This window comes from Ruegeria sp. AL12 (genome assembly GCF_056540885.1).
Window position 1 is genome coordinate 826,829 of sequence record NZ_JBQFXN010000001.1, and the last position, 18,507, is coordinate 845,335.

At 58.8% G+C, this 18,507-nt stretch carries 17 protein-coding genes; 9 read left to right on the forward strand and 8 right to left on the reverse strand.

Annotated elements, in window-relative coordinates:
- Nucleotides 1-294 precede the first annotated feature (294 nt).
- Together ACR0C6_RS04175 and ACR0C6_RS04180 are read left to right on the forward strand one after the other, a co-directional pair.
- Nucleotides 295-3,915 (forward strand): vitamin B12-dependent ribonucleotide reductase, encoded by a 3,621-nt coding sequence (locus ACR0C6_RS04175; protein WP_480445221.1) that lies wholly within the window; start codon nt 295-297, stop codon nt 3,913-3,915.
- 540 nt (nt 3,916-4,455) lie between these two features.
- Nucleotides 4,456-4,701 (forward strand): EF-hand domain-containing protein, encoded by a 246-nt coding sequence (locus tag ACR0C6_RS04180; protein ID WP_117868858.1) that lies wholly within the window; start codon nt 4,456-4,458, stop codon nt 4,699-4,701.
- A 44-nt stretch (nt 4,702-4,745) separates the two neighbouring features.
- Here ACR0C6_RS04180 and ACR0C6_RS04185 read toward each other — a convergent pair whose 3' ends face one another.
- Nucleotides 4,746-6,290 (reverse strand): trimethylamine methyltransferase family protein, encoded by a 1,545-nt coding sequence (locus ACR0C6_RS04185; RefSeq protein ID WP_480618355.1) that lies wholly within the window; start codon nt 6,288-6,290, stop codon nt 4,746-4,748.
- Nucleotides 6,291-6,691: 401 nt separating this feature from the next.
- Here ACR0C6_RS04185 and ACR0C6_RS04190 point away from each other — a divergent pair, with 401 nt between their 5' ends.
- Entirely contained in the window at nt 6,692-7,222 is a 531-nt protein-coding gene (locus tag ACR0C6_RS04190) for an outer membrane protein (RefSeq protein WP_253283440.1), read from the forward strand.
- Nucleotides 7,223-7,230: 8 nt separating this feature from the next.
- On the opposite strand, the gene ACR0C6_RS04195 is transcribed toward ACR0C6_RS04190, so the two are convergent.
- A complete protein-coding gene (locus ACR0C6_RS04195) occupies nt 7,231-8,418 on the reverse strand; it encodes a pyridoxal phosphate-dependent aminotransferase (protein WP_480618356.1) in 1,188 nt (395 codons plus the stop codon).
- 56 nt (nt 8,419-8,474) lie between these two features.
- Nucleotides 8,475-8,819 (reverse strand): MmcQ/YjbR family DNA-binding protein, encoded by a 345-nt coding sequence (locus tag ACR0C6_RS04200; RefSeq protein WP_171115769.1) that lies wholly within the window; start codon nt 8,817-8,819, stop codon nt 8,475-8,477.
- Nucleotides 8,820-9,037: 218 nt separating this feature from the next.
- Here ACR0C6_RS04200 and cysS point away from each other — a divergent pair, with 218 nt between their 5' ends.
- The 3 genes from cysS to ACR0C6_RS04215 are packed head-to-tail and all read left to right on the forward strand — an operon-like array spanning nt 9,038 to nt 12,848.
- Nucleotides 9,038-10,435 carry a cysteine--tRNA ligase gene (cysS, locus tag ACR0C6_RS04205; protein WP_480618358.1) on the forward strand — a complete coding sequence of 466 codons (1,398 nt, stop codon included), beginning with the start codon at nt 9,038-9,040 and terminating at the stop codon, nt 10,433-10,435.
- A complete protein-coding gene (gene cimA / locus ACR0C6_RS04210) occupies nt 10,435-12,069 on the forward strand; it encodes a citramalate synthase (RefSeq protein ID WP_480618359.1) in 1,635 nt (544 codons plus the stop codon). Before cysS ends, cimA begins: the two co-directional genes overlap by 1 nt.
- 2 nt (nt 12,070-12,071) lie before the next feature.
- Entirely contained in the window at nt 12,072-12,848 is a 777-nt protein-coding gene (locus ACR0C6_RS04215; protein WP_480446174.1) for a squalene/phytoene synthase family protein, read from the forward strand.
- On the opposite strand, the gene ACR0C6_RS04220 is transcribed toward ACR0C6_RS04215, so the two are convergent.
- Complete coding sequence (locus ACR0C6_RS04220) at nt 12,849-14,075, reverse strand: MFS transporter (protein WP_480618360.1); 1,227 nt, start codon at nt 14,073-14,075, stop codon at nt 12,849-12,851.
- A 98-nt stretch (nt 14,076-14,173) separates the two neighbouring features.
- Between ACR0C6_RS04220 and ACR0C6_RS04225 the strand changes: the two genes are divergently transcribed.
- Both ACR0C6_RS04225 and ACR0C6_RS04230 read left to right on the forward strand, forming a co-directional pair.
- Nucleotides 14,174-14,806: a DNA-3-methyladenine glycosylase family protein gene (locus ACR0C6_RS04225; RefSeq protein ID WP_480445209.1), complete on the forward strand. Its 633-nt coding sequence runs from the start codon at nt 14,174-14,176 to the stop codon at nt 14,804-14,806.
- Nucleotides 14,803-15,468 carry an alpha/beta hydrolase gene (locus ACR0C6_RS04230; protein WP_152458076.1) on the forward strand — a complete coding sequence of 222 codons (666 nt, stop codon included), beginning with the start codon at nt 14,803-14,805 and terminating at the stop codon, nt 15,466-15,468. Before ACR0C6_RS04225 ends, ACR0C6_RS04230 begins: the two co-directional genes overlap by 4 nt.
- 45 nt (nt 15,469-15,513) lie before the next feature.
- Here the strand turns inward: ACR0C6_RS04230 and ACR0C6_RS04235 are convergent, their stop codons facing one another.
- A complete protein-coding gene (locus ACR0C6_RS04235; RefSeq protein WP_171632270.1) occupies nt 15,514-15,939 on the reverse strand; it encodes a VOC family protein in 426 nt (141 codons plus the stop codon).
- A gap of 32 nt (nt 15,940-15,971) precedes the next feature.
- Complete coding sequence (locus ACR0C6_RS04240) at nt 15,972-16,577, reverse strand: rRNA large subunit pseudouridine synthase E (protein WP_480445207.1); 606 nt, start codon at nt 16,575-16,577, stop codon at nt 15,972-15,974.
- Nucleotides 16,578-16,790: 213 nt separating this feature from the next.
- Between ACR0C6_RS04240 and ACR0C6_RS04245 the strand changes: the two genes are divergently transcribed.
- The gene (locus tag ACR0C6_RS04245; protein WP_152458073.1) at nt 16,791-17,378 is read left to right on the forward strand and encodes an HNH endonuclease; all 588 of its coding nucleotides are present in this window, start codon (nt 16,791-16,793) and stop codon (nt 17,376-17,378) included.
- On the opposite strand, the gene ACR0C6_RS04250 is transcribed toward ACR0C6_RS04245, so the two are convergent.
- Complete coding sequence (locus ACR0C6_RS04250) at nt 17,375-17,845, reverse strand: disulfide bond formation protein B (RefSeq protein WP_224855945.1); 471 nt, start codon at nt 17,843-17,845, stop codon at nt 17,375-17,377. The two genes, ACR0C6_RS04245 and ACR0C6_RS04250, sit on opposite strands and share 4 nt — an antisense overlap.
- Nucleotides 17,842-18,420 (reverse strand): YqaA family protein, encoded by a 579-nt coding sequence (locus ACR0C6_RS04255; RefSeq protein WP_480445206.1) that lies wholly within the window; start codon nt 18,418-18,420, stop codon nt 17,842-17,844. The genes ACR0C6_RS04250 and ACR0C6_RS04255 overlap by 4 nt, the downstream gene beginning before the upstream one ends.
- Nucleotides 18,421-18,507 lie beyond the last annotated feature (87 nt).

Genomic DNA, 18,507 nt, shown 5'->3' on the forward strand with positions numbered 1-18,507 from the left:
AAAAGATTTGGAAAATGACCGAAAAAGGGCGTTGACCTACTATGGGAACATACGTCAAATTGTATGAGCCAACGAGATTGCCACAACATCTGGTGTATACTCCGGAAAAGGCAGCGGGCGAGGGTCGGATAAGCACAAACGATTAACGTGCGGCCGCATTAGCGGCATTGCGCTGTCCAAGGCAGCGAACAGTACCTTTTTGCACGCTTCTCAGGGCGTTGTGGGCGACACCCTGCAACACAAGATTTGGTGTCGGGAATCTGAAATTGAGCTGAATAAACCAGGGCTGCGGACATGAAGATTGAAAGAAAATTCACCAAACCGGATCAGGACGCCTATGCGGAACTGAATTTTGTGTCCGCAACATCTGAAATCCGAAATCCGGACGGTACAATTGTCTTTCGTCTTGATGACATCGAAGTCCCCTCCAGCTGGTCGCAGGTCGCAAGCGATGTGATTGCGCAGAAATACTTCCGCAAGGCGGGGGTGCCCACCAAGCTCAAGAAAGTGAAGGAAAAAGATGTTCCTGAATTTCTGTGGCGATCGGTTCCCGCGGAAGGCGCAGATTTCGAAGGAGAAACATCGTCGAAGCAAGTGTTCGACCGTCTGGCTGGCGCCTGGGCCTATTGGGGCTGGAAGGGCGGCTATTTCTCGACCGAGGAGGACGCGCGCGCCTATTTCGATGAGATGCGCTATATGCTGGCGACCCAGCGTGCGGCGCCGAACTCACCGCAGTGGTTCAACACCGGCCTGCACTGGGCTTATGGAATCGATGGCCCGGCGCAGGGGCACCACTATGTCGATTACAAGACCGGCAAGCTGACCAAGTCGAAATCGGCCTATGAACATCCTCAGCCGCACGCGTGCTTCATCCAGTCGGTCGATGATGATCTGGTGAACGAAGGCGGCATCATGGACCTGTGGGTGCGCGAGGCGCGCCTGTTCAAATACGGGAGCGGCACAGGCACCAACTTCAGCCATCTACGTGCAGAAGGCGAGGCGCTGTCGGGCGGCGGCAAATCCTCGGGCCTCATGGGCTTTCTCAAGATCGGCGACCGCGCCGCTGGCGCGATCAAATCAGGCGGAACAACCCGTCGGGCAGCAAAGATGGTGATCGTCGATGCGGATCACCCGGACATCGAGCAATTCATCGAATGGAAGGTGATCGAAGAACAGAAGGTGGCCTCGATCGTTGCCGGATCGAAGATGCACGAGAAGATGCTGAACGGCATTTTCGAGGCCATCCGGTCTTGGGATGGATCTGCCGATGACGCCTATGATCCGAACAAGAACGACGCGCTGAAAAAGGCGGTTCGTGAAGCGAAAAAGGTTGCAATACCAGAAACTTACATCAAGCGTGTCTTGGATTATGCCAGGCAGGGCCACGACAGCATCGAGTTTCCGACCTATGATACAGACTGGGATTCGGAGGCCTACAGCTCGGTTTCGGGCCAGAACTCGAACAATTCCATCCGCGTGACCAATGCGTTCCTCAAGGCGGTTGAAAAGGATGCCGATTGGGAATTGATCAACCGCACCGACGGCAAGGTGGCCAAGACCGTCAAGGCGCGCGATCTGTGGGAAAAGGTTGGCCATGCCGCGTGGGCCTGTGCCGATCCGGGCATCCAGTTCCATGACACGGTGAACGAGTGGCACACATGCCCCGAAGATGGTGAGATCCGCGGCTCGAACCCGTGCTCGGAATACATGTTCCTGGATGACACGGCCTGTAACCTTGCTTCGATGAACCTGCTGACCTTCCTCAAGGATGGTGAGTTCCAGGCAGCGGATTACATGCACGCTTCGCGCCTGTGGACCCTGACGCTAGAAATCTCGGTGACCATGGCGCAGTTCCCGTCGAAGGAAATCGCGCAGTTGTCTTATGACTTCCGCACACTGGGTCTGGGTTATGCCAATATCGGCGGACTGCTGATGAACATGGGCTACAGCTATGACTCGGACGAGGGCCGGGCGATCTGTGGCGCACTGACAGCGATCATGACCGGTGTGGCCTATGCGACCTCGGCGGAGATTGCAGGCGAGCTTGGCCCGTTCAAAGGCTATGAGCGCAACGCCGAGCATATGCTGCGTGTCATCCGCAACCACCGCCGCGCGGCGCAGGGTGTGACAGAAGGCTACGAGAAACTGGCCGTCAAACCCGTGCCACTGGATCACGGCAACTGCCCGGACAAGCGCCTGGTCGATCTGGCCATGTCCGCCTGGGACGAGGCGCTGAGCCTTGGTGAGAAAAATGGCTATCGCAACGCGCAGGCCACCGTGATCGCGCCCACCGGCACCATCGGTCTTGTGATGGATTGCGACACCACCGGGATCGAGCCTGACTTTGCGCTGGTGAAGTTCAAGAAGCTGGCCGGTGGCGGGTATTTCAAGATCATCAACCGCTCGGTGCCATCGGCGCTGGAAAAGCTGGGCTATTCCTCGTCGCAGATCGAAGAGATCGTATCCTATGCCGTTGGTCACGGCACCATCGGCAATGCGCCAGGGATCAACCACACCTCGCTGACCGGTCATGGCTTTGGCCCGAATGAACTGGCCAAGGTGGATGCGGCTCTGGAAAGCGCCTTCGACATCCGGTTCGTCTTCAACCAGTGGACACTGGGCGAGGATTTCTGCACCGGTGTTCTGGGCATCCCGGCGACCAAGCTGAATGACCCGACATTCGACCTGCTGCGTCATCTTGGTTTTTCCCGTGCGGATATCGAGGCGGCCAACGATCACGTCTGCGGAACCATGACGCTGGAAGGTGCGCCGCACCTGAAGGAAGAGCATTATTCGATCTTTGATTGCGCCAACCCGTGCGGAAAAAAAGGCAAGCGTTTCCTTGGAGTTGAAAGCCATATCACCATGATGGCGGCGGCGCAGAGCTTCATCTCGGGTGCGATCTCGAAAACGATCAACATGCCGAATGACGCGACCATCGAGGATTGCCAGAAGGCCTATGAACTCAGCTGGTCGCTGGGTGTGAAGGCCAACGCGCTCTATCGTGACGGCTCGAAACTGTCGCAACCGCTGGCGGCGGCGCTGGTCGAGGATGACGACGAAGCGGCGGAAGTGCTGGAGAGCGGCTCGGCGCAGGAAAAGGCCGTCGTTCTGGCCGAAAAGGTGATCGAGAAGGTTGTGGTCAAGGAAATCATCCGCAGCCATCGCGAGAAACTGCCGCATCGCCGCAAGGGCTATACCCAGAAGGCAATCGTTGGTGGCCACAAGGTCTATCTGCGCACCGGTGAGTTCGAAGACGGCCAGTTGGGCGAGATTTTCATCGACATGCACAAGGAAGGTGCCGGCTTCCGTGCGATGATGAACAACTTTGCCATCGCCGTTTCGGTTGGTCTGCAATACGGTGTGCCGCTGGAAGAATTCGTGGACGCCTTCACCTTCACCAAGTTCGAACCCGCGGGGATGGTGCAGGGCAACGACTCGATCAAGAACGCAACGTCAATCCTGGATTACATCTTCCGCGAACTGGCCGTGTCCTATCTGGACCGCACCGATTTGGCCCACGTGAAACCCGAAGGCGCAACCTTTGACGATTTGGGTCGGGGCGAGGACGAGGGTGTCTCGAATGTTTCGGAAATCAGCGATACAGCCGCGTCCAAGTCGTTGGAAGTGCTGAAACAAATCAGCTCTACCGGTTATCTGCGCAAGCGCTTGCCGCAAGATCTGGCTGTGTTCAATGCGGGTCAGGTCGAGGTGAACGGCATGGCTGAACCGGCGGCTTCCTTTGAAGCATCGGCAGCCGAAACGGCGGTGGCCACAAGCATGGACGCCCGCACAAAGGCCAAGATGCAGGGGTACGAGGGCGATCCCTGCGGCGAATGCGGAAACTACACACTGGTGCGCAACGGCACCTGCATGAAATGCAACACCTGTGGCGCGACAAGCGGGTGTAGCTAAGGAAAGCGCCCCGGCACCCCGGGGCGTAGGGGTCGGACGCTGCCCTAGGTAACCGACCCCGACGAATTCGGAGAAAGGACACAAGACTTACCAGATGTCCTTTCTTCACTCGGCCGACATGCCCGTGTTGGCCGGGAACAGGGTGGGGCGGAATATTTGCTCCCTCCCACTCTTTCACGGAACGGGTGCGCTCGTTCCATGCGACGTCCAGGCCGCAGGCAAAAAAACACCGGGCGGTCAACGAAATGAGCCTGGATGGCGAAACTGACAGGGGGCTTCGGCCCCCTTTCTTTTTTGCGACTGGTTGCCCGGATGAGCGCGGTCTTGCCGGATCGGGCCATGCCTGTCGGGCAAGTTTTGCCGAAACGGGTCTGGCAAGGTTTTGCCCGGCGGTGTGTCGCAACACCGACTCGGGCAAACACGCAAAGATTGGCGCGACTTCCCGGAAATCACGCAAAACGGGTGACGCCTGCGGCTGTTCCGGTGTTTCTGGGGCCTGTCCGGACGAAGACATAATCAACTTATCCAGGAGGCACGAAAATGAAACCGCAGTACTTGATTGGGATTTCCATTGCTGCACTGACCTTGCCGGGAGTGCTCTCGGCGCAGTCCTCAACCGACGCCAATGGCGATGGCGTTCTGACCATCGAAGAAATTCAGGCCGTGTTGCCCGACGTTGACGCCGATACATTTTCGGCGATGGACGCAAATGGCGACGGGGCGCTGGATGCTGATGAAGTGGCCGTTGCACAAGAGGCAGGTTTGCTTCCACCCAGCAACGGGTAAACAAGAAAGGGCGGCCCGACACTCATCGGGCCGCTTTTCAGATGTTATAACGGCAAGTGAATGTTGAATTTTTCCCGAATCTCAGCATCCAGAAGCGGGTCGAACCGGGCCGCCGACGGGGTGGACAGGATCTCATTCTTTCGGGCCACTGCCTTTTCAACCAGATCCGGCTTGCCAAGCTCCACCCATTCCTTGGGGGACGAGCGGTCACCAAAGGTCGGATAGACATAGTCGGCCTGCATACGGCTGAGGGTCGCATCGGTGCCCAGATAATGACCGGGGCCGCCCATGCACACGGATGCGATCTGATCCAACGCCAGGGTTTCATCGGTCACTTCGATCCCGCGCACACAGCGTTGTGCCTGACCGATCAGGTCGTCGCTGAGGATGAGACTTTCAAAGCAGAATCCCAGCAGCGAGGCGTGCATGCCAGCGGCTTCATATACCATGTTCAGACCGGACAGCCCGGCCATCACGTTCGAGCACATCTGTTCCCACCCGGCCTGCATGTCGGGCAGCTTCGAATCTGATGCACCGGCCGCCGCGCCCCCCGGCAAATCGTAGAAGCGGTGCATCTGGGCGCAGCCTGCCGTCAGCAGGGCTTGTTCACCGGAACCGATGGACATTGCTCCGGTCCGCAGATCAAGACCAAAGGGCCAGGTGCCGAAAACTGCGGGTGCGCCGGGACTTACGGCGTTTACATAAACCAATCCCGCAAGGCATTCTGCCGTGGCCTGGGTGATTGCTCCGGCGATGGTTGATGGCGCGGTGGCACCGGCCATTCCGGCTGACAGCAACAGAACCGGCATTCCGGCCTTGATGCATTCCTCCATCACTTCGCAGCTTTCAGTGGCGAATTTCATCGGTGGGACGACGAAGCAGTTCGAGTTCGACACGAATGGTCGCTCGCGATATTTGTCTTCGCCGCCCGCGATCATGTAGATCATCTCCATCGCTGGGGCGACATGGCTGGGTTCCGTGAAGGATGTGCCGACGTGTTTGAATGTTCCTGAACAGCTGGCGTAGATCGTGTTCAGGTCCATTTCCAGGTTGTCCGCGATGTCGCGACAGACCATGGGGCGCTGAACAAAATGAATATTGTCAAGCTGTTGGCAGATACGTGCGGCATCGTGCAAATCCTGAACGGTTGAATCGCGATACTTGCGACCATGCACGTCGACCATGGAAACGGCTGCACCAGCCGTGCCGTAATGGACTTTTGTACCTGTCAGGTCCAGATCGGTTTTCCCGTCACGGCTGTACAAAGTGACATTGCGGTTCGCCTTTGCGATCGTGTCTTCGACAAGCGCACGGGGAAAGCGGATGCGGCCATCGTCGCCCAATATGCAGCCTGCACCAACCAGATAGTCGATTCCACTTTGCGGCGCGTCCGCCAGACCAATGGTTTCCAATGCGGTCAGGGCGGCCTCGTGGATACGTTCGATCTGTGCCTGGGTCAGGACATTCAGGACACCGCCCTCCATACCGGGGCGCACGGGACGCAGATGTTCAGGCAATGCGGTTGCACGGGCAGCGCGACGCGCAGCGCGACCGCCGCTGCGCGATGTGTTGCGAGATTGGTCGTTCATTTCTTTTTCCGATCTGTGAGAGATGTTTGGGGAACTGGCAAACGGCCGCTTACGGCCGTCCTCTCGCTGCACGCCCCCGGTCCGCACCAATGGTGCGGCTGATCAGGCTGATTTTCCAGTCGTGGTCAGTCATTCCGCCTCTCAACGTTTGGCGCAACAATTCCAAAACACGGCGACGCAATCTGTTCTGTTTGCGACCTCAACGGAATTTACTTCAGCAAATATCTGCCCAACAAACCTCTGACGGAATTCTAAGGCAGATTTTCTCCCCCGAGGACAGAAATCTGTTATACTGCATTCACTTACTCTTGAGCTTTGCGTGCAAGGAATTGAACTCTGACAAAAGCGATCCCAGTTGAATTATAAGTTAACACATGATCTGAAGCCCGAGTGAAATCGCGTTGAAACAGACTTTTGAACTTTTTTCTGTCCTGATTGTCGTGGCTCTGACGGCCAGCGCCAGCCCGGTTTTGGCAGAGGATTGGACAGGGGGGTACGTTGGGCTCAGCTTTGGGTACGCGGATGCGGATGGACCGGGTGGATCAAGCGGGGACGACACCGCCTTTGGTGCGCATGTAGGCTATGATCAGGATTTCGGGGCTTTCGTTCTGGGCGGTGAACTTGAATACAACCGCCTTTCCCTGAACCTCAGCCAGTCTCAGGGCAGTCTGGACAGCATGACCCGATTGAAACTGCGTGGCGGGTACGATTTCGGCAGCGCGCTGGGGTATGTCGTCGTTGGCGCGGCACGGGCCGAAACATCCGTCGACAGCGATACCGCCGCTGTTTACGGGATCGGCATCGCTTATCCGATTGGCGAGAATTTTGTCATCAGCGGTGAGGCGCTGCGGCAAGACTTCGATGATGTCACCCGATCCACCGGTGGTCTGGATTCTAACGTCTTCAACTTGCGTACAACGTTTCGTTTCTGACAACAGGCTTATTCAGCTGCGTGCTTCCTCGCAAGATGCGACGCGAATTCGCAAAGCGTTTTCAGCGCAACCGCAAAGCGTTCATCCGCCACGGTCATGGCCACCCGTATGTGCCCGGCAGCGGCCTTGCCGAAGCTTTCGCCGGGCATGACGGCAATTTTGTGTGCGTCCAGCAGCGCGTTGGCAAACGCGTCCCCCGACATCCCGGTCGCGCGGATATCCAGCATCAGATACATGGCGCCCTGCGCGGGGACGAGGCCAACGATGTTTTGCGAGGCCAGAATATCCATGGCCAAGGCACGGCGGCGGCGGAACGGAGCAGCGATTTTTTCTTCAAGTTCAACACCCGCGGTCAGCGCAAAACTCGACGCGTCCTGTACGAACCCGGGAACGCCGTAGGTGGTGTGGGTCGCCAGATTGATCAGATGGGCGATGACCTCCTGTGGGCCGATGACCCATCCACATCGCGACCCGGTCATGGCGTGGGACTTGGACATGGATCCAACCACAAGCGTTCGCTCTGCCATGTCGGGCAGCGCACGCGGAGAAAGATGTTCACCGTCCCAAACCTGCGTGTCGTATACCTCATCCGAGATCAGCCAGAGATCGCGCCCCTTGCACACGTCAGCGACCGCCTCAAGCGATTGACGGGAATAGACCACGCCGGTCGGATTGTTCGGCGTGTTGATCAACAGTGAAACCGCGCCTTCAGCAGCGGCATCGATCCGCTCGGCCTGGGGCTGGAAAGCGTCATCGGCCGGGGTTTGAACCGCACGGGCCACGGCGCCAACACCCCGAATCGTGCCGGGATAGGTGGCGTAGTACGGGTCGAGATACAATCCGACATCACCGGGGTCGCAAACGGCCATATGTGCCGCGAACAGGGCGGCTTGCCCGCCGGGGGTGATCAGAACGTTGTTCCGAGCGGTCGGAACGCCAGTGCGGGTCTGAACCCGTGCGGCGACCGTGTCGCGCAACAGGTCCGTGCCGGGCACCATCGCGTAACCTGTATGGCCGTTGCGGGCCGACAGCTCCATCGCCCGAAGAATCGAAGGGTCGGTTCGGGTGTCATGTTCACCGATCGTCAGTTCGGTTACGGCTTGTCCTTCACTCAACATCCGGCGCGCGCGATAGAACACGTCCCAGCCATCGCTGCCGCCACCGGTGATCTGCGTGATGCGTTCAGACAATCTCATGAAATCGCCTCTGGTTGCTTTGCGCTGAATGGGGCAGAGCAGTGGCCGTTTGTCAATCAGCTTCGCGGCGCCAGCGTTGCCTGAAGCTTTTTTGTCAGCGATGCGCGTACGAGGTCATAGGAAACCGTCAAACGATGGCGCAGTTCCTCGGTCTCGGCATCAAACGGCAGGCGGACCCAGCTGCGGTGAAAATAGGGGGCTTTCACCGCGACACCGGCATCAATTAGCATCTGAGCCGTCTCCGCATCGGGTGTTTTGACGGAAACACCGTCATTTGCAATTCCGATACAGGCAAACATCTTGCCGCCTACTTTCCACGCGTCATGACCGCCGCCCCATGGGTCTGACAGTTCTGCACCGGGAAATTCCTTGCAGATGGAATTAATGAAGTCTCGGTCCATGACGGGCACTCTGCCGGACCCGGTGAACAAACTCAACGCTTGGCTTGGCGGGGTTCCCGTGCTAACCGAGGGGCATGAACCCGGTGACCTGCATCATTATCTGCTGCATTACCTGCTGATTTATCAAGCGGGCCGGTTTCTTTCGTTTTCATCCCTGAGACAAGTTGCTAAGCCCGCGCCAACGCGCAAGCCTTTGCTGTTTTCTAGGAGCCCGACCGATGACGACGATCAAGCTGCACAACACGCGGACGCGGACGAAGGAAGATTTCGTACCGATCGACCCTGATAACGTGCGGATGTATGTCTGTGGTCCGACGGTCTATGACCGCGCCCATCTGGGCAATGCCCGCCCGGTGGTGGTGTTCGATGTGCTGTATCGTCTGTTGCGCCATGTCTATGGCGCAGAACACGTGACCTATGTGCGCAACTTCACCGACGTAGACGACAAGATCAACGCCACGGCGCTGGCCCGCAAACAGGCGGGCGCGGAAGGTACGCTGGAACAATTGGTGCAGCAACGGTCGGATGAAACCATCGGCTGGTACCTGCATGATATGGGCGCTTTGGGCACGTTGGAGCCGAACGAGATGCCGCGCGCGACCCAGTTCATCGCGCAGATGATCGCGATGATCGAAGACCTGATCGCTAAGGGTCATGCCTATGCCGCCGAAGGCCATGTTCTGTTCGCGGTGGATAGCTGGAAAGAAAGCTACGGCAAGCTGTCGGGACGCTCGGTGGATGACATGATCGCCGGCGCGCGGGTCGAGGTGGCGCCCTACAAGAAGAACCCGATGGATTTCGTTCTGTGGAAACCCTCGACCGATGAGCTGCCGGGCTGGGACAGCCCATGGGGGCGGGGACGCCCGGGCTGGCACATCGAATGCTCGGCCATGAGCTATGAGTTGCTGGGCGAGAGTTTTGATATCCATGGTGGCGGCAACGACCTGATGTTCCCGCACCACGAGAACGAGATCGCCCAGAGCAAATGCGCACACCCGCACGGTGAATTCGCGCGGGTCTGGCTGCATAACGAGATGTTGCAGGTCGAAGGCAAGAAGATGTCCAAATCGCTGGGCAATTTCTTTACCGTGCATGATCTTCTGGAGCAGGGTGTTCCGGGCGAAGTGATCCGCTTTGTCTTTTTGCAGACGCATTATCGCAAGCCGATGGACTGGACCGAGAAAAAGGCCCGCGAAGCAGAGGCGACGCTGCGCAAGTGGCGGGCGCTGACATCGGGCATCGAACCCGCTGCCAGCGCGGCACCTGAAGTGATCGCAGCGCTGAGTGACGATCTGAACACAGCAGGTGCCATGGCCGAGCTTTACCGTCTGGCGTCAGATGGAGACGCTGCGGGATTGCTGGCAAGCGCACAAATACTGGGTTTGCTGCTGCCCCAGATGGGGGGCTGGGCGGACACGGCGTCCATAGACCTGAGTGCCCATGCAGATCGCTTGGCAAAGGCCCGCGTATCTGCAATGGAAAACAAGGATTTCTCGGAGGTCGACCGCCTCAAGGCGGCGTATGTTGCGGCAGGGCTTGAGGTTCGAATGAGCAAGGAAGGTGTTGAACTGGTGCCGGGCGCCGGTTTTGATGCCGCCAAGCTGGAGGAGGTCTGATGACCAGAAAACGCCTCTATCTTTATGACACGACGCTGCGTGATGGGCAGCAGACCCAGGGCGTGCAGTTTTCGACCGCTGAAAAAGTGCAGATCGCACAGGCGCTGGACGCGCTGGGGGTGGACTACATCGAAGGCGGCTGGCCCGGCGCCAACCCCACCGACAGCGCGTTTTTCGAGGCGGCGCCAAAGACCGCGGCCCGCTTGACGGCCTTTGGCATGACCAAGCGGGCGGGGCGCTCGGCCGAGAATGACGATGTGCTGGCTGCGGTGATGAACGCGGGAACACAGGCCGTTTGTCTGGTTGGCAAGTCGCATGATTATCACGTGACCCATGCGCTTGGCATTTCGCTTGACGAGAACACGGAAAACGTTCGTGCTTCGCTGGCGCATATCGTGGCGCAAGGGCGCGAGGCGCTGTTCGATGCCGAACATTTCTTTGACGGGTACAAGGACAACCCCGAATACGCGACACAAGTTTGCCGGGCAGCGCTGGAGGCGGGCGCGCGATGGGTTGTGCTGTGTGACACCAACGGTGGCGCGTTGCCGTCCGAGGTTGGGCGGATCGTGTCCGAAGTGATCGCGGCCGGTCTGCCGGGTGAACGGTTGGGAATCCACACCCATAACGATACCGAGAACGCGGTGGCCTGTTCTCTGGCAGCGGTCGAAGCAGGTGCACGGCAAATTCAGGGAACGCTGAATGGTCTGGGAGAACGCTGCGGCAACGCAAACCTGACGGCGCTGATCCCGACATTACTGCTGAAAGAACCCTATGCCTCGCAGTTCGAAACCGGCGTCAGCCCTGATGCGCTGGCCGGGCTGACCCGCATCAGCCGCATGTTGGACGATGTCCTGAACCGGGTCCCCAGCAAGCAGGCGGCTTATGTGGGCGCGTCGGCTTTTGCGCATAAGGCGGGGTTGCACGCCAGCGCGATCCTGAAGGACCCATCGACTTACGAACATGTAGACCCGGCGAGCATAGGCAATGAACGTATCATTCCGATGTCGAACCAGGCGGGTCAGTCGAACCTGCGCAAACGCCTGACCGAGGCGGGGCTGAGCGTCAAAGCCGGTGATCCCGCATTGGGCCGCATCCTAGAGCGGATCAAGGATCGTGAAGCGGAAGGGTATTCCTACGACACCGCGCAGGCCAGTTTCGAACTGTTGGCGCGGGATGAACTGGGACAACTGCCTGAATTCTTCGAGGTCAAGCGCTACAAGGTCACTGTTGAGCGTCGGAAGAACAAATACAACAAGATGGTCAGCCTGTCCGAGGCTGTCGTCGTGGTCAAAGTGGACGGTGAAAAGAAACTGTCGGTCAGCGAGTCCATGGACGACTCCGGAAACGACAGGGGGCCTGTGAACGCGCTGGCCAAGGCGCTGGCGAAGGATTTGGGCCAGTATTCGCAGATTTTGTCAGACATGCGCCTTGTCGATTTCAAGGTCCGTATCACCCAGGGCGGGACCGAAGCGGTGACCCGCGTCATCATCGACAGCGAAGACGGCCAGGGGCGGCGCTGGTCGACGGTGGGTGTCAGTGCGAACATAGTTGATGCGTCCTTTGAGGCGCTGCTGGATGCGATCCAGTGGAAACTGGTCCGTGATTGCGATCCGCAAAAGGCAGCAGCCGAGTGAGTGTGACCTTCGACGATGATGTCAAAGCCTGCGCCGCGCTGGTTCAGCGAGCGGATCCTGACCGGTTCCGCGCGACGATGGCTGCTCCGGTCGCGGCTCGCGTGGTTTTGTTTCCGATCTATGCGTTGAATGTCGAAGTCGCCCGCGCGCCATGGGTGACGCAAGAGGCCATGATTGCCGAAATGCGGCTGCAATGGTGGCGCGACGCGTTGCAGGAGATTGCAGAAGGGTCCGCGGTGCGGCGGCACGAGGTGGTGACGCCTCTGTCGCGGGTCCTGTCGCCGCATCTGGCAGGCGTACTGGATGAATTTGTTGCCGTAAGACGTTGGGAAATATACCGGGATCCGTTCGAGGATCAGGAACATTTTGACGCCTATATCAACCACAGTTCCGGATCTCTTTTCGTCGCCTCTGCGCAGGCGCTGGGTGTGGCGAATGAAAGCGTGTTGCGCGATTTCGGGTACGGAGTCGGTGTGGCAAATTGGTTCCGCGCCATTCCCGAACTGGAAAAGCGGGGGCGCGTACCTTTGCTGGATGGTACGACGGGCGGCGTTCAGCAACTGGCCCAATACGCTTTGGACCGATTGCGCAAGGCGCGATCAAACCGGGGCGACATCGCACCTGAGGCGCGTCCCGCGCTGTATGCAGGCTGGTTGGCGGAACGGGTGCTGAAGCAGGCCATCGCCCAACCCGAGCGGGTGGCGGCCGGAACGCTTGAACCAGGCGAAATGCGTCAGCGACTGTCCCTGATGTGGACCGTCGGCAGCGGGCGCTGGTGATCAGACCCTTTCGGGATCGGCCGGGCGCAGAACCAGCCACAGCAATGCGCCACCTGCCAGTGTCAGCAAGGGGATCATGGCCAGGTTGACGGCGTTCCACCCCTCGATCGCGGATCCGCCCGAGCAGTTCATCAACCCGCCCGAGGCCAGCGATGCAAGTGTCACACCGCCAAACACCAGCAGGTCATTGAGGCCCTGCATCCGACCACGCTCTTGCGGTTCATGAGATGCGGCCAGCATCGTGGTCGCGCCGATGAAGCCGAAATTCCAACCAATGCCCAGAAGGACGAGGGCAACAAAAAAGTTCCCCAATTCAACGCCTTGCAGCGCAATCACTCCTGATGCGGCAAGTATGGCCAGGCCCAGAGCGACGATCTTTTCAATGCCAAATCGGGCGATCAGGTGCCCGGTGAAGAAGCTGGGAACATACATTGCCAGCACGTGACTTGTCACGATATCCGCCGCGTCATTGGCCGAAAACCCACATCCGACAACCGCAAGCGGTGTCGAGGTCATGACGAGATTCATCAGCGCATAAGACACCATGGCACAGATGATCGCGACGGCAATGCGGGGCGTTTTCAACAGCTCGATCCGTGACCGCCCCTTGGGTTCATCAGCCGCAGGTTTCGCAGGCGTCGGAATGTCGAGAAAGAAGAACAGCGCCGAGCCCAGAACGTTGATGCCGATTACGGCCATATATGTTCCCAGAAACGGGATGACGTATGCTTCAGACGTCAGCTTCACGATCTGAGGCCCAATGATGGCGGCCGCCAATCCGCCCGCCATGACATATGAAATCGCCTTGGGGCGGAAATCGTCTGAAGCGGTGTCTGCTGCTGCAAAGCGATAGAACCCGTGTGCGCTCATATAGATGCCGGTCAGCAGGCTGCCGACTAGAAAGATGGGGAACGAGCCCAGAAACAGGCCATAGGCCCCGATCAGCCCGCCCAGTGCACCGGCGGTTGCCCCGACAAGGAACCCCACGCGACGGCCCCATTTTTGCATGATGGCCGAGATCGGCGTGGCTGCCAGCATCGATCCCAGAACGATCAGGGATATCGGCAGCGTCGCCAGGCAGGGGTTCGAGGCCAGCGATTGACCTGCAAGCCCGCCGACGATGAACATCATCGGCATCTGCGCGCCCAGTATGGCTTGGGCAGCCACCAGCACGGCCACATTGCGTTTGGCCTGCCGGTCGTCCGGAAGGGTTGAAATCATGGTCATGGGCGAATGGTTATCGGCTAAGTGTTTGAGGCACAAGCGGGTTGCATCTGCGTCACATGCGCCTAACGTGCCCCGAGATAGCAGAGCAGGGAGGCCGCATGTCCGCAGGCCGCATCATCGAAACACCGGACTGTGTTGCCGAAGGGGCTGAATGGCTGGCCCAAACCTGTCCGCGCATGGCGTATGCGATGGATCAGACCGGCCCTTTGCCGCTGCGCCGCCGCCCCGATGGGTTTGCGCAATTATTGAGTGCAATCGTCAGTCAGCAAGTCAGTGTGGCTTCGGCCAATGCGATCTGGAAACGGCTTCAGGATGCCAGGTTGACCGGTCCGCGCAAGATCCTGTGGGCAACGGATGATGATCTGCGGGCAGTTGGCCTGAGCCGTCAGAAGATCCGATATGCGCGGGCTCTGGCCGAGGCACGCATCGACTATAAGGCGTTGCGCGATGCAACTGACGCAGATGTCGTCGCCACATTGACGCAAGTTCCGGGTATCGGTGTCTGGACAGCCGAAATCTATGCCATGTTCTCGCTGGGTCGCGCAGATGTCATCGCACCCGGTGATCTGGCCCTGCAAGAGGCGGCGCGCATCCTCTATGACTTGCCTGAACGTCCGACGGACAAGGAACTGCGCAAAATGGCCGAGGCCTGGTCGCCCTGGCGTTCGGTTGCGGCGCGGGTTCTGTGGGCCTATTACCGGGTTGCAAAGCAAAGAGAAGGGATCAGATGACACGGGTTTTGAATGCGCTCCGGAAAGAGCCTGTTTCGGGTGATACGCGCTCGGTCGTGGTGTTCGTGCATGGCTATGGCGCAAACGGTGCCGATTTGCTGGGTTTGGCCGATCCACTGGGCGAACACCTGCCTGATACGTTGTTCGTGGCCCCCGACGCCCCCGAGCAGATCCCTGGAATGCCAAACGGGTATCAGTGGTTCCCGATTCCGTGGATCGATGGATCTTCCGAGGAAGAAGCCCGCCGGGGCATGGAAATGGCTGTCGAGGACTTCAACGCCTTTCTGGACGCACTGATGGTGGACGAAGATGTTCTGCCCGAACAGGTTGTGCTGTTTGGCTTCAGCCAAGGCACCATGATGAGCCTGCACGTTGCGCCGAGGCGGGAAGACCCCGTGGCCGGGATCGTAGCCTTTTCAGGTCGTTTGCTGGAACCCGATCTGTTGGTGGATGAAACCGTCAGCCGGATGCCTGTCTTGCTGGTGCATGGCGACGCCGATGATGTCGTTCCGCCACAATCCCTGCCGGAAGCGGCCGAAGCCTTGCAGGCTGCCGGTTTCAAAGAGGTCTATGCCCATGTCATGAAAGGCACCGGGCACGGTATCGCCCCGGATGGGCTGAGCGTTGCGCTGGCTTTCATGCGCGACAAGCTGAGCCTTTAGTGTTTGGAATCTGATCTGCGGAGCGCCCATGCGTTCCGCACCGGATCAAGTCCAGAGGTGCGCTTCGGCGAACTCGACCGAGTTTCCGGCCGGGTCGCGCACATACAAAGACCGCACGCCGCCGGGCCAGTCAAACTCGGCATCTACCGGAATATTCCAGTCCAGAAGGTGTTTGCGCATCACTGCGATTTCCTCTCGTGACAGCACAAGACACACATGTCCGGGGCCGCGCGCGCCGTGGGGCGGAACCGGCATACCGGGGTCAAGCGGCGGTTGTTCGGTCTGGTCGGGATTGAATATCAGCAGGACCGACCCGCCAATGCGATAGAATACATGGCGGTCAGCGACACGTTGTATGCGTTCGAGCCCAAGAACTTCGCCGTAAAACTGTTCTGCCGCGTCCAGGTCATCAACATAGAGCGCCGCTTCCAGAATGGCCGAAGGGGCCGGGATGTCAGGCGTTTTCTTCATGACCCCAGTTTAGCAGATCGGGGCAGGGTCTGTCACCGGCGCGGGCGACGGTCGCGCTTGCGTTGAGGGGCCGCGTTCAGTGTCGGCATTGGCAGACTGTCCCACTGCCCGGGCTCAAGATCATCCAGGGTCCAGTCTCCGATGCGGTAACGGATCAGGCGCAGCGTCGGCAGGCCCACGGCAGCAGTCATCCGACGCACCTGTCGGTTTTTGCCCTCACGTATGGTCAGTTCAAGCCAGCTGTCCGGTACCGTCTTGCGTTCACGGATCGGCGGGGTGCGCGGCCAGAGCATTTCGGGCTCGTCGATCCGGCGGGCTTTGGCAGGACGGGTCAGACCGTCCTTCAATTCGACCCCGTTGCGAAGCGTTTTCAGGGCAGCCTCGTCGGGGGTGCCCTCAACCTGAACCCAATAGGTTTTGGCCATCTTGTGCTTTGGGTCAGAGATCTGGGATTGCAGCTTTCCATGATCTGTCAGCAGTATCAAACCTTCACTGTCACGGTCCAGCCTGCCCGCCGGATAGACGCCCGGCAGATCGATGAAATCGGACAGCGTGCTGCGCGGGCTGTCCGAATTGGCGCGGTCGGTGAACTGCGGCAGAACATCATAAGGTTTGTTGAAGCGAATGAACCAGGACATGATCTGCGCATAGCCTGAAGATTACCCCCGGTGCAAGCTGTGGATAACTGTCATGTGCCTGTTACGGATTCGCGTTACCCCGTCTGCGACATATTGTGGAAAATCAGGGCTTGTCAGAGTTTTAACACGATATATAGTTATAAAAAGACCGGAGCGGGTGCTCCCCGCTCTGGTGTCACAAGCGGGCAGCTGAGAGCTAGGAGCGATTCTGTGATGGACGGAGACTTCAGGACCGAATTTGTAAGGGAGCCGGGTGCGCTCAAACAACACCCGGCCCTGGTTTTGAACGCCGATTATCGCCCCTTGTCCTATTACCCGCTGTCACTGTGGCCCTGGCAAGAAGCGATCAAGGCGGCCTGGCTGGATCGGGTCGATATCGTGGCTGAATATGACGAGGTCGTCCGCAGCCCAAGCACCGAGATACGAATACCCTCGGTCGTTGTTTTGAAAGACTATGTAAAACCCAGAAAGCGCGTGGCCTTCACGCGCTTTAATTTATTTTTGCGGGATGAATTCCGCTGCCAGTACTGCGGCAGCCGGGACAACCTGACCTTTGACCATGTGGTGCCACGGGCCGCCGGTGGTGTGACCAGTTGGCAGAACGTGGTGGCGGCGTGCAGCCCGTGCAATCTGCGCAAAGGGTCGAAATCGCTGCGCCAGGCTCGGATGACCTTGCGCAAGCCGCCACGTCAGCCCGATGCCGAAGCGTTGCGCAATATCGGACGGAAATTCCCACCGAACCACCTGCATGAAAGCTGGATCGATTTCCTGTACTGGGATGCAGAGCTGGACGAGTTCTAGGCCGCGCGAGATTTCCATGCGGCCAGCCAGATCAGTACCAGCACAGCAGAAGCAATAGCGTTCCAGCCAGCCATCGAGATGCCGAACATCTCCCAAGGGATATCATCGCACCGCACCAAAGGCGCGGACATGATTTGATCGAACAGATCGTCAGCGGACAGACCGCTGATGCTGCCGGATGTGCAGCTGCTTGGGCCTTCCCACCAACCTTGTTCAACGCCGGCGTGAAATGCACCCACCGCCGAAGTCGTCGCGGCCGCTGCTGCGCCCAGCAAAGGAAGAAAGGTCAGCCTTGGCAATGCCAGCGCCACGGCGCCGATCGCGATGGCCACTGCATGAGGATAGCGCTGCCAGATGCACATCTTGCATGGCGCAAGCCCGCCGAGATGCTGAAAGCCAAAAGCGGCCAGAAGAAGGGCCAGTGATCCAAGACTTGCCACCGCGACAAGTTGCGAACGTCTCGTCATAAGTATTTCACCACCAGGAATCCGCCAAACAGGAGGATGATGAACAAAGTGAACATTAGCCCCAGGCGCTTTTCGATGAAGTCGCGGATCGGCTCACCGAATCCCCAGAGCAGACCTGCGACCAGGAAGAACCTCAAGGCGCGGGCCAGAATCGAGGTCGCGATGAAGGTTCCAAGCGGCATGCCGGTCCAGCCGGACATAATGGTGATGACCTTGTAAGGGAAGGGGGTCACACCCGCCGTCAGAACGGCCCAGAACCCGAAGTCGTTGAACCGGGTATTGAACTCTTCCATGGCATGGGCTTTCCCCATGGATTCCAGAATGGGCTGCCCGATGCTTTCATAGAAAAACGCACCAATCGCATAGCCCAGCATGCCCCCCAGAACCGAAGCCACCAGTGCCACGGTTGCGATCAGCCACGCCCGGGACGGGCGGGCCAGAATCATCGGAATCATCAACACATCGGGGGGAATCGGGAAGAACGAACTTTCGATGAAAGCCACGATGGCCAGCGCCCACAGCGCGTGAGGGTGTTCGGCCAGACGAATGGTCCAGTCATAAAGCGATCGTAACATAAAGCACTCAAATCCCGTTTTCGGTCTGAAGCCCAGCCAAACCATGCGCCTGACGGACCGTCAACAGTCGAGGGCGAAACAAATGGA

Bases quoted from the DNA above. Each gene is read 5' to 3' on its own strand.
- ACR0C6_RS04175 (WP_480445221.1), top strand. From the start codon at position 295: ATGAAGATTGAAAGAAAATTCACCAAACCGGATCAGGACGCCTATGCG.
- ACR0C6_RS04180 (WP_117868858.1), top strand. From the start codon at position 4,456: ATGAAACCGCAGTACTTGATTGGGATTTCCATTGCTGCACTGACCTTG.
- ACR0C6_RS04185 (WP_480618355.1), bottom strand. From the start codon at position 6,290: ATGAACGACCAATCTCGCAACACATCGCGCAGCGGCGGTCGCGCTGCG.
- ACR0C6_RS04195 (WP_480618356.1), bottom strand. From the start codon at position 8,418: ATGAGATTGTCTGAACGCATCACGCAGATCACCGGTGGCGGCAGCGAT.
- ACR0C6_RS04200 (WP_171115769.1), bottom strand. From the start codon at position 8,819: ATGGACCGAGACTTCATTAATTCCATCTGCAAGGAATTTCCCGGTGCA.
- cysS (WP_480618358.1), top strand. From the start codon at position 9,038: ATGACGACGATCAAGCTGCACAACACGCGGACGCGGACGAAGGAAGAT.
- cimA (WP_480618359.1), top strand. From the start codon at position 10,435: ATGACCAGAAAACGCCTCTATCTTTATGACACGACGCTGCGTGATGGG.
- ACR0C6_RS04220 (WP_480618360.1), bottom strand. From the start codon at position 14,075: ATGACCATGATTTCAACCCTTCCGGACGACCGGCAGGCCAAACGCAAT.
- ACR0C6_RS04225 (WP_480445209.1), top strand. From the start codon at position 14,174: ATGTCCGCAGGCCGCATCATCGAAACACCGGACTGTGTTGCCGAAGGG.
- ACR0C6_RS04230 (WP_152458076.1), top strand. From the start codon at position 14,803: ATGACACGGGTTTTGAATGCGCTCCGGAAAGAGCCTGTTTCGGGTGAT.
- ACR0C6_RS04235 (WP_171632270.1), bottom strand. From the start codon at position 15,939: ATGAAGAAAACGCCTGACATCCCGGCCCCTTCGGCCATTCTGGAAGCG.
- ACR0C6_RS04240 (WP_480445207.1), bottom strand. From the start codon at position 16,577: ATGTCCTGGTTCATTCGCTTCAACAAACCTTATGATGTTCTGCCGCAG.
- ACR0C6_RS04245 (WP_152458073.1), top strand. From the start codon at position 16,791: ATGGACGGAGACTTCAGGACCGAATTTGTAAGGGAGCCGGGTGCGCTC.
- ACR0C6_RS04250 (WP_224855945.1), bottom strand. From the start codon at position 17,845: ATGACGAGACGTTCGCAACTTGTCGCGGTGGCAAGTCTTGGATCACTG.
- ACR0C6_RS04255 (WP_480445206.1), bottom strand. From the start codon at position 18,420: ATGTTACGATCGCTTTATGACTGGACCATTCGTCTGGCCGAACACCCT.